This window comes from Nocardioides marinquilinus (assembly GCF_039543705.1).
GTDB classification, from domain to species: Bacteria; Actinomycetota; Actinomycetes; order Propionibacteriales; family Nocardioidaceae; genus Nocardioides; species Nocardioides marinquilinus.
This window is the reverse complement of the sequence record NZ_BAABKG010000003.1, coordinates 791,943-807,844: the sequence shown is the minus strand read 5'-3', so window position 1 is coordinate 807,844 and position 15,902 is coordinate 791,943. Positions and strand designations below refer to the sequence as shown.

The 15,902-nt window shown below is 76.1% G+C and carries 11 protein-coding genes; 5 read left to right on the top strand and 6 right to left on the bottom strand.

Going from position 1 to position 15,902, the window contains the following annotated elements; translation table 11 throughout:
• Positions 1–4: 4 nt before the first annotated feature.
• Positions 5–670 (top strand): hypothetical protein, encoded by a 666-nt coding sequence (locus ABEA04_RS14970; RefSeq protein ID WP_345460063.1) that lies wholly within the window; start codon positions 5–7, stop codon positions 668–670.
• An 82-nt stretch (positions 671–752) separates the two neighbouring features.
• A complete protein-coding gene (locus ABEA04_RS14965; RefSeq protein ID WP_345460060.1) occupies positions 753–1,793 on the top strand; it encodes a 6-phosphofructokinase in 1,041 nt (346 codons plus the stop codon).
• Between the two features lie 133 nt (positions 1,794–1,926).
• Here ABEA04_RS14965 and ABEA04_RS14960 read toward each other — a convergent pair whose 3' ends face one another.
• Entirely contained in the window at positions 1,927–3,420 is a 1,494-nt protein-coding gene (locus tag ABEA04_RS14960) for an MFS transporter (RefSeq protein ID WP_345460058.1), read from the bottom strand.
• Entirely contained in the window at positions 3,417–3,980 is a 564-nt protein-coding gene (locus ABEA04_RS14955) for a TetR/AcrR family transcriptional regulator (RefSeq protein WP_345460055.1), read from the bottom strand. Before ABEA04_RS14955 ends, ABEA04_RS14960 begins: the two co-directional genes overlap by 4 nt.
• 166 nt (positions 3,981–4,146) lie before the next feature.
• On the opposite strand from ABEA04_RS14955, the gene ABEA04_RS14950 reads away from it, so the two are divergent.
• The 3 genes from ABEA04_RS14950 to ABEA04_RS14940 all read left to right on the top strand — a co-directional run bounded on the left by ABEA04_RS14950 (position 4,147) and on the right by ABEA04_RS14940 (position 8,067).
• Positions 4,147–5,607, top strand: a complete 1,461-nt coding sequence (locus ABEA04_RS14950) for an APC family permease (RefSeq protein ID WP_345460052.1) — start codon at positions 4,147–4,149, stop codon at positions 5,605–5,607.
• A 59-nt stretch (positions 5,608–5,666) separates the two neighbouring features.
• A complete protein-coding gene (locus ABEA04_RS14945; RefSeq protein WP_345460367.1) occupies positions 5,667–6,983 on the top strand; it encodes a class II 3-deoxy-7-phosphoheptulonate synthase in 1,317 nt (438 codons plus the stop codon).
• A 79-nt stretch (positions 6,984–7,062) separates the two neighbouring features.
• The gene (locus tag ABEA04_RS14940; protein ID WP_345460050.1) at positions 7,063–8,067 is read left to right on the top strand and encodes a threonine aldolase family protein; all 1,005 of its coding nucleotides are present in this window, start codon (positions 7,063–7,065) and stop codon (positions 8,065–8,067) included.
• Positions 8,068–8,088: 21 nt separating this feature from the next.
• On the opposite strand, the gene ABEA04_RS14935 is transcribed toward ABEA04_RS14940, so the two are convergent.
• The 4 genes from ABEA04_RS14935 to ABEA04_RS14920 all read right to left on the bottom strand — a co-directional run bounded on the left by ABEA04_RS14935 (position 8,089) and on the right by ABEA04_RS14920 (position 15,874).
• Positions 8,089–9,231, bottom strand: coding sequence for a discoidin domain-containing protein (locus ABEA04_RS14935; protein ID WP_345460047.1), 1,143 nt, complete (start codon positions 9,229–9,231; stop codon positions 8,089–8,091).
• 95 nt (positions 9,232–9,326) lie between these two features.
• The gene (aroF, locus tag ABEA04_RS14930; protein ID WP_345460044.1) at positions 9,327–10,367 is read right to left on the bottom strand and encodes a 3-deoxy-7-phosphoheptulonate synthase; all 1,041 of its coding nucleotides are present in this window, start codon (positions 10,365–10,367) and stop codon (positions 9,327–9,329) included.
• 219 nt (positions 10,368–10,586) lie between these two features.
• On the bottom strand, positions 10,587–13,607 hold the full coding sequence (locus tag ABEA04_RS14925) for an FtsX-like permease family protein (RefSeq protein WP_345460042.1): 3,021 nt from the start codon (positions 13,605–13,607) through the stop codon (positions 10,587–10,589).
• A complete protein-coding gene (locus tag ABEA04_RS14920) occupies positions 13,604–15,874 on the bottom strand; it encodes a hypothetical protein (RefSeq protein ID WP_345460040.1) in 2,271 nt (756 codons plus the stop codon). Before ABEA04_RS14920 ends, ABEA04_RS14925 begins: the two co-directional genes overlap by 4 nt.
• Positions 15,875–15,902: the final 28 nt, after the last annotated feature.

Below are 15,902 nucleotides of genomic sequence, written 5' to 3'. Positions count from 1 at the left end.
TCCCGTGCTCAACGACATCGCCTGGCCCACCCGGCTGCTGATGGTCGGCTTCGGGGTCTCGATCGGGCTCATGGTCGCCGGACCCGTCGCCGGTGCCGGCAGCGGCGCGGCCTTCGCCCTCATCACGGGCGGGGTGCTGGTCGAGGTGGTGCTGCTGCTGGTGTTCCCGGTGGTGCTCGGCGTGGCCGAGCGGCGGATGCGCCGCACCCTGGAGCGCGCCTCCCGCGACGTGCTCGCCGGCCACGTCCGCCCCGGTGGTGCCGTCGGCCTGGTGGTGCGGCGCCGCGTGAACCGGACGACGCCGTGGTTCCTGCCCGGCCGCGGCTCGGGTCCGGCACCGACCGCCGTCACCGTGCTCACCGCGCTGCCGGACGACGGCGGCCCGCCCCGCCGGGTGGCCGCCGCGGTGCCCACAACGCTGGGCGCGCTCGGCCGGGGCACGCCGGCGGCGCTGCTGCTGCACCCCACCGAGCGGGACGTCGCCGTCCTCGACGACCGGGTCGGCCCGCAGCGGCTGCACGAGATCGCGGGCGACCCGCGGTGGCGCTCGCTGCGGCTGCCCACCGACCGCACCGTGGTCGGCGGCTACCTCCCGCTGCTCGCCGCGCTGGTGGTCGGCGGCGTGATCGGGGTCGTGCTCGGTGTGACCGCCGTCTCGCTCCTCGGCTGATCCGACGGTCGCCCTCGCCTCGGGCGGCGGGGCGTGGTTGGCTGGTGCCGACCTGTTTGATCGATCCAAAGGAGTGGCGCGGATGCGCGTCGGGGTGCTGACCGGTGGGGGCGACTGCCCGGGGCTGAATGCGGTGATCCGCGCCGTGGTGCGCAAGGGGGTGCAGGTCCACGGCTTCGAGTTCGTCGGCTACCGCGACGGCTGGAAGGGCCCGCTCGAGGGCCTGACGATGCCGCTGGGCGTCGAGCAGTGCCGCGGCATCCTGCCGCGCGGCGGCACGATCCTCGGCTCCTCGCGCACCAACCCGTTCAAGGTCGAGGGCGGCGTCGAGCAGATCCGCGCCAACCTCGCCGAGGCCGGCGTCGACGCGCTCGTGGCCATCGGCGGCGAGGACACCCTCGGCGTGGCCACCAAGCTGGCCGAGCTCGGCGTCAACGTCGTCGGCGTCCCGAAGACGATCGACAACGACCTCTCCGGCACCGACTTCACCTTCGGCTTCGACACCGCGGTCAACATCGCCACCGAGGCGATCGACCGGCTGCACACCACCGCCGAGTCGCACCACCGCGTGCTCGTCGTCGAGGTCATGGGCCGCCACGCCGGTTGGATCGCGCTGCACGCGGGCATCGCCGGCGGCGCCAGCGCGGTGCTCATCCCCGAGCAGCCCTTCGACATCGAGGCGCTCTGCCGCCACGTCGAGACCCGCTTCGAGACGCACTACGCGCCGATCATCGTGGTCTCCGAGGGCGCCGTGCCGGTCGAGGCCGGCGAGGGCGAGGACGGCATGACGCTGGTCTCCGGCGAGAAGGACGCCTTCGGGCACGTCCGCCTCGGCGGCATCGGCGACCGCATCGCCGCCGAGATCGAGCAGCGCACCGGCAAGGAGGCACGCGCCGTCGTCCTCGGTCACGTGCAGCGCGGCGGCACGCCCACCGCCTTCGACCGCTGGCTCGCCACCCGCTTCGGCCTGCAGGCCATCGACGCCGTCGCCGACGGCGAGTTCGGCACGATGATGGCGCTGCACGGCACCCGCATCGACCGCGTGCCGCTCACCGAGGGCACCGCCGTGCTCAAGCTCGTCAGCCCCGCCGAGTACGCCGAGGCCGAGGTGTTCTTTGGTTGAGCAGTCGGCCGCGAGGAACGAGCGGCCGACGTGTGCTCAACCAGGTTGAGCAAGCGGCGCGGGTAAGGAACGAACCCGCGGCGGCGGGTCGAAACCCTCCGGTGGTCAACGCTGACGCGAGGGTCGACGTGAACTAGTGCTCCAGGTCGGCGAGGTCGAGGTCGGCCGGCAGCCACCGCCACACCACCGCGGCGGCGGCGAGGACGACGAGCGCTCCCGTCAGCCCCACGGCCGCGAACGCGTCGGTGAACGCGGCCGAGGCGGCGCCGGCGACGGGTGAGCCGAGCGACCCGGCCACGGACTCGCGCACCGCGCCGGGGACGCCGTCGGGCAGGCCCGCGCGGTAGACCAGTCCGGCGAGGCTGCCGAAGAGCGAGACGCCGAGCACGGCGCCGAGCTCGTACGAGCTCTCCTCGACCGCGGCCGCCGAGCCGGCCTGGTGCGCGGGCGCCCGGCCCATGATCAGGGCCGACCCGACGCCGAGCGCCGCGGTGCCGAGCCCGACGAGCAGGAAGCCGGCCGCGACGCCGGCGTAGGGCAGCGGGCGGGGGAGCAGCGGCAGCACGGCCAGGCCGGTGGCGGTCAGCAGCAGCCCGCCGACCAGCACGGTGCGGGTGCCGACGCGCGCGGCCACCGCCGGCGCGAACGGCGAGCCGACGAGCCCGCCGACGGCCAGCGGCACGAGCGCGACGCCCGCCACGAGCGGCGTCCAGCCCTGCACCACCTGCAGCCACTGCGACCCGACGAGCAGCAGCGCGATCATCACCGCGCTACTGGCCAGCGCGGTGAGGACGCCGGCGCGGAAGACGCGGTCGGCGAACAGCCGCACCGCGAGCATCGGGTCGTCCTGGGTGAGGCAGCGGCGCACGAAGATCACGAGCAGGAAGGCGCCGACGACCAGCGTCGCGACCCCGACCAGGCCGGGGCCGTGCTTGCCGACGTCCTTGATGCCGTGCACGAGGGCGACCATGCCGCCGAAGGAGAGCAGCACGCCGGCGAGGTCGAGGCGCCCCGGCCGCTCGGAGCGGCTCTCGGGCAGCAGCAGGCGCCCGGCGACGAACGCCACGACCATCAGCGGCACGTTGACCAGGAACGCCGCGTGCCAGGAGAACACCTCGAGCAGCGCGCCACCAACCACCGGGCCGGCGGCCGCGCCGACGGAGGCGGTGGCGGCCCAGACGCCGAGGGCGAGCGCGCGCTCGCGCGGGTCGGGGAACAGGGTGCGGATCAGCGACAGCGTCGCTGGCATCACCATCGCGCCGCCGACGCCGAGCAGCGCCCGCACCCCGATGACGGCGCCGGGCGTGGCGGCCACGAGCACCAGGAGCGAGCCGACGCCGAAGACGGCGAACCCGGCCAGCAGCATCCGGCGGCGTCCCCAGCGGTCGGCCACGGCCGTGAGCGGCACGATGAGACCGGCCAGCACCAGGGCGTAGGCGTCGACGATCCACAGCTGCGCCACCGCGCCGGGGCGCAGGTCGGCGACGAGGTCGGGCAGCGCGACGTTGAGGATCGTCATGTCCATGACGACCACGAGCAGGCTCGCCGCGAGCACGGCGAGGCCCGCCCAGCGGCGGGGGTGCGGCGCGACGTCGGCCGGGGTCAGGTGGCTGGTCGAGGCGGTCACGCGGCACCGCCCTGCAGCACGGTGGTGAGGACGAGGCGGTCGAGGCCGCGGCGGGGCACGTCGCCCAGCCGCAGCGCCTCGCGGGCGGCGACCAGCAGGCCGTAGACGGCGTGGCCGATCCAGACCGCCGGGACGTCGTCGCGCAGGACGCCGGCGCGCTGGGCCGCCTCGTAGAAGGCGACCTCGCGCTCGAAGAGGGCCTGGGCGCGGGCGGAGTGCTCGGCCGAGCCGAGCAGGAAGGTGTCGGTGAGCGCGAAGCCGAAGTCGTCGGAGTCGGCGACGTAGCGGGTCATCAGGTCGTCGAGGCAGGCGCGCAGCTGCTCGGCGTCCGCGGTCGCGGCGGGCCCGACGCCGGTGCCGCCGGCGTGGTCGAGCGTGTGCTCCCACCGGTCGAGGGAGCGGGCGCCCAGCTCGCCGAGCAGCTCGTCGCGGCCGGCGAAGTGGCGGTGCACGGTGGCGCGGCCGACGCCCGCCGCGGCGGCAAGGTCGGCCATCGAGGCCGCCGGGTGGCGGGTGAGGTGCCGTTGGGCGGCGGTGAGGATGGCCTCGCGGGTGCTCATGGGGTCTACCTGTCCTGCGGATCGTGTGGTGAGACATGAATGTCTCACATGAGACAGACATGTATCAACTCGATCTCGCCCCGGAGCGCCTCTGGCGGCGCGTCGCGCTGAGGTGTTGGGTGAATCACGGCGCGCAGCGAGCCATCGAGGCCGGGAGGCACACACCATGAGCGAACGGGTCAGCTCGGCCGAGGTCGACGTCAACGGTCCCGACACGCCCGACCTGAAGCGGGTGATGGGACCGCGGCTGCTGCTGCTGTTCATCGTCGGCGACATCCTCGGCGCGGGCATCTACGCCGTCACCGGCCAGATCGCGGGCGAGGTCGGCGGCATCGTCTGGCTGCCGTTCCTGGTGGCCTTCGCCGTCGCCACGCTCACCGCGCTGGCCTACCTCGAGCTGGTCACCAAGTACCCGCAGGCCGCGGGCGCCGCGCTCTACGCGCACAAGGCGTTCGGCATCCACTTCGTCACCTTCATCGTCGCCTTCGCGGTCGTGTGCTCGGGCATCACGAGCGCCTCGACGTCCTCGAACCTGCTCGCGCAGAACTTCCTCGCCGGCCTGAACGCCAACGGGATCGACGTCGCCGAGGGCAAGTTCGCCATCACGCTCGTCTCGCTGCTGTTCATGGTGCTGCTCGCGCTGATCAACCTGCGCGGCGTCGGCGAGAGCGTGAAGTTCAACGTGGTGCTCACGCTCATCGAGCTGCTGGCGCTGGCCATCGTCATCGTCATCGGCTTCGTGGTCATCGCGCGGGGCGACGGCGACCTGAGCCGCATCACCACCTTCGAGTCCGGCTCCGACCGCGGCCTGTTCCTCGCCATCACCGTGGCGACGTCGATCGCGTTCTTCGCCATGGTCGGCTTCGAGGACTCGGTCAACATGGTCGAGGAGACCCAGGACCCCGAGCGCGTCTTCCCGCGCGTGATGCTCACCGGCCTCGGCATCGCGGTGATCATCTACATGCTGGTGGCGGTCTCGGTGGTGGCGGTGCTGAGCCAGGAGCAGATCGCCTCCGAGGTGGCCGAGGGCGGCAAGGTGCTGCTCAACGTGGTCAGCGTCGGCGCCCCCGACCTGCCCATCGACCGGATCTTCCCGTTCCTGACCTGCATCGCGGTCGCGAACACCGCGCTGATCAACATGCTGATGGCCAGCCGGCTCCTCTACGGCATGGCCAACCAGGACGTGCTGCCGCGCGTGCTCGGCAAGGTGCTGCCCGGACGCCGCACGCCGTACGTCGGCATCGCCGCCTCGACGCTGCTCGCCGTCGGCCTGCTCGTCGTGGCCGCCCAGCTCTCGCAGACGACCATCGACATCCTCTCCGGCACCACCGCCACCCTGCTGCTGGCCGTCTTCGCGGTCGTCAACGTCGCCTGCATCGTGCTGCGGCGCGACCCGACCCGGCCCGACGGCTTCAAGGCACCGACCGTCGTCCCCTGGATCGGTGTGGTGGCCTGCCTGTTCCTCGTCGGGCCGTGGGCGAAGGACAGCGACAACTGGGTGCAGTACAAGGTCGCGGGCGGCATGCTGGCGGTCGGCGTCGTGCTCTGGGCGCTCACCTGGCTGACCAACCGCGGCGTGCGCGGGAAGAAGACCGGGTTCCGCGACATCGAGCACCTCGAGGAGTGACCGCGCGCGCCTCGTAGGCTGGGTGCGTGGACGTCCCCAGCCTTGCCGCGCTCCACGCCATGGGCCCGGCCCAGCAGCCGGCCTACCCCGACCCGGTCGCCGTCGACGACGTCGTCACGCGACTGCGCAGCGCGCGCCCCCTCGTCTTCGCCGGCGAGTGCGACCAGCTGCGCGAGCGGCTCGCCGCCGTCACCCGCGGCGAGGCGTTCCTGCTGCAGGGGGGCGACTGCGCCGAGACCTTCGCCGGCGTCACCGCCGACAACACCCGCAACAAGCTGCGGGTGCTGCTGCAGATGGCGGTGGTGCTCACCTACGCGGCGTCCGTGCCCGTGGTCAAGCTCGGCCGGCTCGCCGGCCAGTACGCCAAGCCGCGCTCGTCCGACGCCGAGACCCGCCAGGTCGACGGCGCGCCGGTCACGCTGCCGGCCTACCGCGGCGACGCCGTCAACGGCTTCGACTTCACGCCCGGCTCGCGGGTGCCCGACCCCGAGCGGCTGCTCGAGGTGCACCGCACCTCGGCCACCACGCTCAGCCTCATCCGCGCCTTCATCGCCGGCGGCTACGCCGACCTGCGCAAGGTGCACCACTGGAACACCGACTTCGTCGCCGACTCGGTGGCCGGCCAGCGCTACGAGGCGATGGCCAACGAGGTCGACCGCGCGATGTCGTTCATGGCCGCGATCGGCGCCGACCCCGACGAGTTCCACGAGGTCGACTTCCACATCTCCCACGAGGCGCTGCTGCTGGAGTACGAGCACGCGCTGACCCGCCACGACTCGCGCTCGGGGGCGCCGTACGACCTGTCGGGGCACTTCGTGTGGATCGGCGAGCGCACCCGCCAGCTCGACGGCGCGCACGTCGAGCTGCTCAGCCACGTGCGCAACCCGATCGGGGTCAAGCTCGGCCCGACCACCACGCCCGACGACGCCATCGCGCTCGCCGCGCGGCTCAACCCGGCCAACGAGCCCGGCCGGCTCACCTTCATCACCCGCTTCGGCGCCGGCCGCATCCGTGACGGCCTGCCCGACCTCGTCGAGAAGGTCACCGCCGCCGGCCTGGCCGTCGCGTGGGTCTGCGACCCGATGCACGGCAACACCTTCGAGGCCAGCTCGGGCTACAAGACCCGCCGCTTCGACGACGTCATCGCCGAGGTGCAGGGCTTCTTCGACGTCCACCACCAGCTCGGCACCTGGCCCGGCGGCGTGCACGTCGAGCTGACCGGCGACGACGTCACCGAGTGCGTCGGCGGTGGTGAGGAGCTGCTCGAGGACGACCTCGCCACCCGCTACGAGTCCGTCTGCGACCCCCGCCTGAACCGCGTGCAGTCCCTCGAGCTCGCCTTCCTCGTCGCCGAGATGCTGCGGGCCCGTACCTGACGCTGACCCGTCAGACATGTCTGACGGGTCAGCGTCGGATCCGGGGTGACCCGTCGGACATGTCCGACGGGTCGGCAGGATGGGGGCTGTGATCGACCTGCGCAGCGACACCGTCACCCGGCCGACCGAGGCGATGCGGACCGCGATGGCCCGCGCCGAGGTGGGCGACGACGTCTACGGCGAGGACCCGACGGTCGCGGCGCTCGAGGAGCGGGTGGCCGGGCTGCTCGGGCACGAGGCGGCGCTGTTCGTGCCGACCGGCTCGATGGGCAACGTGCTCGCCGTCCGCTCGCTGGTCGCGCCCGGGCAGGAGGTGCTGTGCGAGGCCTCGGCCCACATCGCCCGCGCCGAGCTCGGCGCGCACGGCGCCATCGGCGGCGTCACGATGCGCACCTGGCGCCACCCGCGCGGCGACGTCGACCTCGACGCCGTGCGCGCCATGCACGCTCCCGACATGGGCCCGTTCTTCGTGCGGACGACGTGCGTCTCGGTCGAGAACACCCACAACTTCGCCGGCGGCACCGTGGTGCCGCTCGACCGCCTGCGCGACCTGCGTGAGTGGGCCGACGGCGCGGGGGTCGGCGTCCACCTCGACGGCGCGCGGCTGTGGAACGCCCACGTCGCCACCGGGACGCCGCTCGCCGACTACGGCGCGCAGGTCGACGTCGCCTCGGTGTGCCTGTCGAAGGGCCTCGGCGCCCCCATCGGCTCGCTCATGGTCGGCTCGGCCGACGCCGTCGCCGAGGCACGGGTGTGGCGCAAGCGGCTCGGCGGCGGGATGCGGCAGGTCGGCGTGCTCGCCGCCGCCGGGCTGCACGCCCTCGACCACCACCTCGAGCGCCTCGCCGACGACCACGCCCACGCGCGGCTGCTGGCCGAGGCCTGCGGCGTCGACCCGGCGGGCGTCGAGACCAACATCGTCGTCGTCGAGCGCTCCGACGCCGCCGCGCTGGTCGAGAAGGCCGCCGCCGAGGGCGTGCGCGTGGCCACCGTCGGCCCCACGACGGTGCGGATGGTGACCCACCTCGACGTCAGCCGCGACGACGCCGAGCGCGCCGCCGCGGTGCTGGCGCGCCTGGTCTGAGCGCCCGGCCGCGGGTCGGGCTCAGCCGCCGCCGATCGGCGTGCCGACGAGCGAGACCTCGCTGATCGCGGTGAAGTCGCGGCCGGACGGGCCCTTGGCGGGCGAGCTGGTGCGCACGATGCGCAGCTCGACGACGTCGGTGACGACGTCGACCCCGACCGACTGCATCGCGCGGCTCTCGTCGAAGGTCTGCCGCACCTCGGTGCCGTCGGCGAAGGTCCACACCGCGGTGAGGACGCGGCGGTTGGCGCGGTAGCCGTCGTAGCCGGGCGCGCGCTTGGCGTAGCCGTTGACCAGGCCGACCTGGGTGAGCTCGGTCGGCTCGTCGAGCGTGAACCGGATCGTCAGGCCGGCGCCGTCGCCGGGCGCGCGCCAGGCGGTGTCGGGCTGGCCGTCGAGCATGTTGCGGGCGTCGTAGCGCACCGCGTTGCCGTCGACATCGCGGCTCGGCGGGGCGGTGCGCGGCGCCGAGACCCGGGCGGCGCGGGCGACGTCGCGCGGCTCACCGGCCTTGGGCGGACGGGTGGTCGGCGCGCTCGAGGGCGGCGTCGACGGCGGCGACGTCGGGCCGCTCGCCGAGGGGCGGCTCGAGGACGACCGCTCGGACGCCGTGTCGCTGGCCCGGGCGGGGTCGGCCCGCTCGTCGTCGTCCCCGCCGAGGAGCAGGAAGGCCCCGCCGGCGGCGAGCAGGACGACGAGCAGCACCAGCGCCACGGGCAGCACCGGGCCGCCGCGCCGTGACGGCGGCGGCTCGGCCACCGGCTCCCACGCGGCCGGCAGCTCGACGGCGGTCCCGTCGTCCTCGGTCCCGCCGGCCGGGCCGGCCGCGACCTCGTCGGCCCACAGCGGGTAGCGGGCCTGCGGCGGTGTCTCGAAGGCCGGCGGCGGCGCGATCGGGGGCGCCGGCGGGGCGCTCGGCGGGGCGGTCGGCGGGGCGGTCGGCGGGGCGGTCGGCGGGGCGGTCGCACCCCACGGCGACTCGGTCGGCAGTCGCGGCGGCGGCGTCGGCGCGGTGACGGTGGGCTCGGCCACCACCGGGGGACCGCCCGGCACGGCGGGCCGCTCGGCGGTGTCGGTGCGGTCGACCGGCGCCCCGCAGTTCACGCAGAAGCGGCCGATGCCGAGGCCGTGCCCGCAGCGCTCGCAGCGCGACGTCGCGTCCATCGGGTCGTGGGTCTCCTGGAGGTGGGGGCGCCAACGGCGGGCCGGTCGCGGGCCACTGTATGCGCCCGCGACCGCCTCGCGCCGCTCGTGAGCGGCTAGCGCGACCCGCCGGTGCGCTCGCCCGAGCCGGCCCGGCCGACCATCGCCGGGAGGTCGCGCACCGCCTGCGCGAGGTCGCGCAGCTCGTCGCCGAGCAGCGCCTGCGGCCCGTCGCACAGGGCGTTCTCGGGCTCGGGGTGCACGTCGACGATGACGCCGTCGGCGCCGACGGCGATGCCGGCGCGCGACAGGGGCACGACGAGGTCCTTGCGGCCCGCGGCGTGCGAGGGGTCGATGATCACCGGCAGGTGGCTGGTGGCCTGGACGACGGGCACCGCGCTGATGTCGAGGGTGTTGCGGGTGGCCGGCTCGAAGGTGCGGATGCCGCGCTCGCACAGGACGACGTCGAGGTTGCCGCGCTGGGCGATGTACTCGGCCGCCATCAGCCACTCCTCGATCGTGGCGGTCATGCCGCGCTTGAGCAGCACCGGCTTGCCCGACTCGCCGACGGCCTGCAGCAGGCCGAAGTTGGCCATGTTGCGGGTGCCGACCTGCAGCATGTCGGCGTGCTCGGCGACCACGTCGACGTCGCGGGCGTCGACGATCTCGGTGACCACCGGCATGCCGGTGGCCTCGCGCACGTCGGCCAGGATCTCCAGGCCGCGCACGCCGAGGCCCTGGAAGGCGTACGGCGACGTGCGGGGCTTGTAGGCCCCGCCGCGCAGGATCGTCGCGCCGGCCGCCTGCGCCATCCGGGCGGCCTCGAGGGTCTGCTCGGCCGACTCCACGGCGCACGGCCCGGCCATGAAGGTGAAGGTCTCGGGGCCGATCGGCACGCGGCGTCCGGCCTGGCCGACCCACACCGTCGAGCGATCGGCGTGGTGCTGGCGGCTGACGAGCTTGTAGGGGTCGGAGATGCGGTGCACGTCGGCGACGCCGCGCAGGGCCCGCAGGTTGAGGTCGTGGAAGGAGTCGATGTCACCGACGAGGCCGATGATGGTGCGGACGACGCCCCTGCTGACGAAGGCCTCACCGCCCACCGACTCGACCCGCTCGACGACGTGCGCGACGTCCTCGTCGGTGGCATCGGGTGACATGACGACGACCATGGCTGTTCCTCGGTTCTGGTTGGGGTTCTCGGTCAGCCCCGACCCGCCCCGGAGACGACGAACGCCCCGGCACGAGCCGGGGCGTTGGTTGCGGTCAGGCGCGCTACGAGCGAGCCTGCGCGGGGGCTCCCGGCAGGTCGTCGAAGAAATACTCGTGCGCCACGACGGCGAGACTACACGTCGTCGTCGGCCCCTCCGCGGGCCGTCTCAGCCGACGTCCTCGCGCAGCGTCGCGCCGCGCGCCCGCCGCACGGTGGTCACCGACGAGGCGAGCGAGACCAGCAGCAGGACGACGGCGACCGCCCCCGCGATGACCAGCAGCCGCGGCCAGTCGAGGTCGGGCAGCACGCGCGGGGTGGCGGCGTCGTCGACCACGCCGAGCGAGAGCGACGGGAGCAGCACGGCCTGCGCGAGCGCCCCGGCGGCCGTGCCCGCGACGACCGCCGCCCCCAGCGCCACCGCCGACTCCCACAGCGAGGCGGCCACGAGCGTGCGCGGCGGGACGCCGACCACCCGCAGCGCGGCCGCGTCGCGCCGCCGCGCGGCCAGCTGCACCGTGGTGCTGACGAGCAGCCCGCCCAGCGCCATCAGTAGCAGGGCCGCACCGACCACGAGGTAGAGCCGCAGCGCCTGCGCGTAGGCACTGTCGTCGAGCACCCGGCGGGTGGTGGCGGCGTCGGCGCGCAGCGTCGCCTCGCTGTCGACCAGGCCCTGCCGCACCGCCGCCGGCGCACCGTCGCGCACCAGCACCAACGGCTCCACCAACGCCGGGGCCGCCCGGTAGCGGGTGCTGAACGTGGTCAGGTCGAGCATCAGGCCGGCCGGCCCGACGACGGGCAGGCTCTCGGCCGTGCCCCGCACCTCGACCGGCAGCGGCTCGGCGCCGCCCCCCTGCCCGAGGTCCAGGACCGGGTCGGCCGACCCGTCGGGGGCCGGGGTGAGGGTGTCGCCGGCACCGCGTCCCTCGATCACCGGCAGGGCCGTGAGCGCCAGTGCCGGGACGGCGTCCTGCCCGGAGGCGGCGACGAGCGCGTCGCCGTCGACGTCGAGCGCGGGCGCGTCCGGGGCGTCGGGGTCGCGCCAGCCGCCCTCGGCCAGCGCCGGCGTGACGGGCTCGCCGTCGCCGGACAGGCCGGAGAGCGCCACCGGCTCGCCGTCGTCCGGTCCGGCCACCGACAGGCCGAGCACGTCGCACCCCGCGGCGCAGTACTGCGAGGTGAGCGTCTGCGTCGACGACCCGGCCGCGAACGGCCCGAGGGTGAGCGACTGGGCCCGGCCGTCGGCGGTGGCGACGTCGAGCGTGACGGTGACGCCCGCGGCCGGCGCGTCGGCGGTCAGGGCGATCTCGTCGCCGGTGAGGCGCACGAGCGGCGCGGGCGGGGCGAGCAGGTCGGCGACGTCGGCCGCGGTGGCGCCGTCGAGCCAGGCGGCGGGCCAGGTGCCGACCCGGGCGAGCCGCGGGGTGTCGACCAGCACGATCGGGCCGACGCCGGGCACGCTCAGGGCCGCGGCCGTCATCAGCCACTCGCCGTCGGGGTCGAGGCGCCGGGTCAGCTGGAGCGTCGCGTCGGGGCCGAGGGGCGAGTCCCACACCTCGGCGGCGGGGGCCTGCGTGGCGGCGACGCTCCCGCGCCACTGCGCCGCGACGCCGTCCACGCCGGCGGCGAAGACCGCCACCGCGATCGCCGCGGCCACCGGCAGGATCACGAGCGTGCCCTGCGCCCGCCGGGCCAGGGCCCGGGCGGCCACGAAGACCGCGAGCGGCCGCTCGGGGCCGCGGCGGGTCCACCAGCCGGCGGCGACCGCGACCAGCCGGGTGACGACCAGCCCGGCGGCCACGGCGGTGACCACCGGCAGCAGCAGGTCGGCCACGCCGAGGCCGCGCTGGTCGGTCCCGAGCCGGGTCAGCGGCAGGACGGCGGCGAGCGCCACCACCACGAGCTCGACCAGCAGGCCCGTGCGCGCCCCGCGGGCCGGACGCCGCACCCCGGCCAGCCGGGCGGCGAGGGTCTCGCGCATGCCCTGGCCGACGGCGAGGGCGGTGACGAGCGCGATGGCCACCACGACCGCCGCCGCGGCCACGAGCGAGGCGGCCGGCAGCACGAGCGGCGTCCCGGGGCGCAGCCAGGCGCGGGCCAGCGCGGTCGCGATGCCCCACCCGGCGAGCAGGCCGAGCGGCAGGCTCAGCAGCACCAGCAGCCACGGCTCGGCCAGGCCGAGCGCCCAGGCGCGTCGTCGGCCGACCCCGCGCAGCGCGGCGAGCGCCAGCTCGGGCCCGCGCAACGCGGCCGCCGCCGACTGCAGGCGCAGGATGATCGCGAGCGCCACCAGCACCAGCGACACCACGGCCGGCGCCACCGCCGAGGCCGCGGCGTCCCGCTGCGCGCGGACGTCGACCAGCACCGCGCCGAGGGTGTTGGTGGCCGCGGAGCCGGTGGCCGTCGCCCCGCGGGGCAGCGGCAGCTCGAGCGTCGCGAGCCGCTCGGCCTCCGAGGCCAGCCGGTCGAAGGTGGCGTCGTCGAGGTCGGGCGGGACGGCGAGCCGGCGGTCGACGGTGGGAGCCCACGAGCGCGGTGGCAGGCCGGCCAGCACCTCGGGGGTCACCACGTAGGGCGCCGGCTGGTAGGCCGAGGTGACGCCGGCGGGGCGGCTGGTCAGCCGGGCGGTGAAGAGCCAGTCGTCGGCGGTGGTGGGGGTGCGGTAGACGCCGGCGATCTCGACCCGGCCGAGGCGCGGCACCCGCAGCGTGTCGCCGATCGCCGCGGCGCCGAGGTCGTCCTCGTTGACCAGCACCTCGCCCGGCCCCGTGGGGCAGCCGCCCTCGATCTCGAGGATCTCGCAGGCGTCGTCGCGGGCCAGGTAGGTGAACTGCGCGCCGTCGCCGAAGCGCAGGAACGGGCCGGCGAACAGGGTGACCTCGGCGTCGCCGTACACGTCGGGCACCGCCTCGCCGGTGGCGGCGACGGCGTCGTCCACGAGCCGGTCGAGGTCGCGCTGCCGCCCGGACGAGACGGTCCACGTGAGGGCGGTCTGCGGGTCGGGCGCGTCGTCGACACGGGTCAGGGTGTACGACGTCGTGGCCGCCTGCTGCAGCACCGGGCCGACCACGGTGCCCGCCACCGCCAGCACCATCATCACCAGCGTCACGCCCGAGAGCAGGCCGCGGGCGCGCAGCCCGCGCAGCACCGCGCCGACGGTGCCCGCGAGCGCGGCCCGGCCGGCGCTCACGCGGCGTCCTCGTCGGCGAGGAGGCGGCGCGGGGCCGAGCGGTGCCCGCCGCCGACCCGCGCCGCGACCAGCACGAGGACGACGACCAGCAGCGCGGCGCCGAGCGCCGCGGCCAGCAGCAGGGCCGGGGCCAGCGCCGTGCCGAACGGCAGCCGGTCGGCGCCGGTGGGCACCAGGCCGGTGGCGTCGACGACGACGCCCACCGTGAGCCATCCCGCGAGCGCCGCCGCGACGAGCGTGGTGGCGCCCAGCACCACCGACTCGACCAGGGCGGCGCGGACGCGCTCGCGCCGCGGCACGCCGACCAGCCGCAGCGCGGCCGTCTCACGCCGGGCCGCACCGAGACGTCGTCCGGCCCCGGCGAGCAGGGCCAGCAGCCCGAGGACGACGGCCGCCAGCCCCACGAGCCGCAGCGCCCGGGCCTGCGCGGCGTCGCCGGTGCCGAGCGCCTCGACCGACGGCGGCGCCGGGGTCACCTCGCCACCGGCCTCGGCCAGGCCGGCGAGCACGTCGTCCGGGGTGTCGGCGCGGGCCAGCACGAGGGCCGCGACGTCGGTGGTCGAGCCGCGGGCCGCCGCCAGGCCGACCGGCAGGTCGCCCACGACGCCCGACCCCACCACGAGGGGCAGCGCGTCGCGCTCGGCGACCGGCGCGACCACGCGCGGGTCGCCGCCGATCCCGGTCACCTGGGGCGGGCCGGCGTCGTCCCCGTCAGGCCCGGCGTCCTCGGTCTCGAAGGCGCCGGCGGTGACGACGGGCGCGGCGACGGCGCCGTCGGCCGGCACCAGGCTCTCGCCGGCGGGCAGCACGAGCGGGCCGTCGGCGGGGTCGGAGGCGGGGTCAGAGGTGGGGTCGGACGCGGGGGAGTCGGGGCTCACCCAGCCGCCGGCGAGCAGGTCGTCGTCACCGAGCCGCAGCTCGTCGACGGCCACCCGGCCGGTGGCGCTCAGGCCGACCACGACGCACGCGCTCGTGCAGCCGGCGACGGGCGTCTCGACGCGGTCGCCGGGCACGGCGTCGAGGGTGGCGGTGGTCACGAAGCCGTCGTCGTCGACGTAGTCGAGGCTCACGGTGGCGTCGGGCCCGGCGTCCGGCCCGGCGTCCGGCTGGGCCTCGCCGACGGTGAGCACGAGCGCGTCGCCGACGACCGGACGCACCGCGGGCGCGTCGCGCAGCCGCGCGACCAGCGGGCCGAGGCCGGCGCCGGTGTCGTCGAGGTAGGCGCCCGCGACGGCGTCGTAGCGCTCGAGGTCGAGCCAGGCGACGCGCTCGCGCGCCGCCGGCCCGGTCGTGCCGACCGCGGCGGCCATGAGCCAGCGGCCGTCGGGGTCGAGCCGGCGGGTGAGCAGCAGGGCGTCGAGCGCGCCGGCGTCGGGCAGGTCGGCCCGCAGCGGCGCACCCTGCTCGAGCCGGGTCGAGTCGGCCGCCCAGGCGTCGGCGGCCGAGGCGGCCGACAGCGCCGCGACGGCGACCACGGCGGCCGCCACGACGGCCCGCACCACCGGCGTCCGGTCGTGGGCGACGGCGCGGCGCAGGCCGAGCGTCGTCCCGACCGAGCGGGAGGCGCCGGCGGCCTCGGCGGCCGGCGCGGCCAGCCGCAGGGCGAGCGCGGCCAGCTGACCCGCGGCGACGGCGAGCACCCCCGACCCGGCGAGCAGCAGGACGCCGGCCTCCGGGGCGTCGGCGTCGGCCGTGAGCGCCTGGTAGAGCACGACCAGCGCCGCGACGCCGACCAGCACGGCCGCCGCCGGCGCCACCAGCCCGCCGGCGAGGCCGCGCAGCGGGCGCCACGGCTCGCGTCGCAGAGCCCGCGTCAGCGGCTCGCGCACCGCCAGCACCGCGCACCCGGCGACGAGGACGACGACGCCCGCGGTCACCGCGGCCGCCCACGTCAGCCCGGTGGCCCCGACCGGCGCGTCGGCCACGACCAGCGACGGGCCGAGCGTGCCGAGCAGCGCCCCGAGCCCACCGCCGAGCACGGCGGCCAGGACGGCCAGGCCGGCGGCCGCGGCGACCAGCGAGGTGCCGTGCGCGCCGCGCACGCGGGCGAGGGCGAGCTCGTCGCGACGGTGGCGGGAGAGCTCGACGACCGCCGTTGGCAGCATGACCAGGCCGAGCACGAGCAGCGGCAGCACGGCGGCGGGGCGGCCGCCGTCCTCGTCGAGCACGGTGACGGCGGCGACCACGCCCGCGACCAGCGCGGCCGTCGTCGCCGTCAGCACGGCGAACCCGCCCGCGTGGGCGCGGAGCGACCGCAGGCCTCTCACCGCGTCACCCCGACGTCACCTCAGGTCA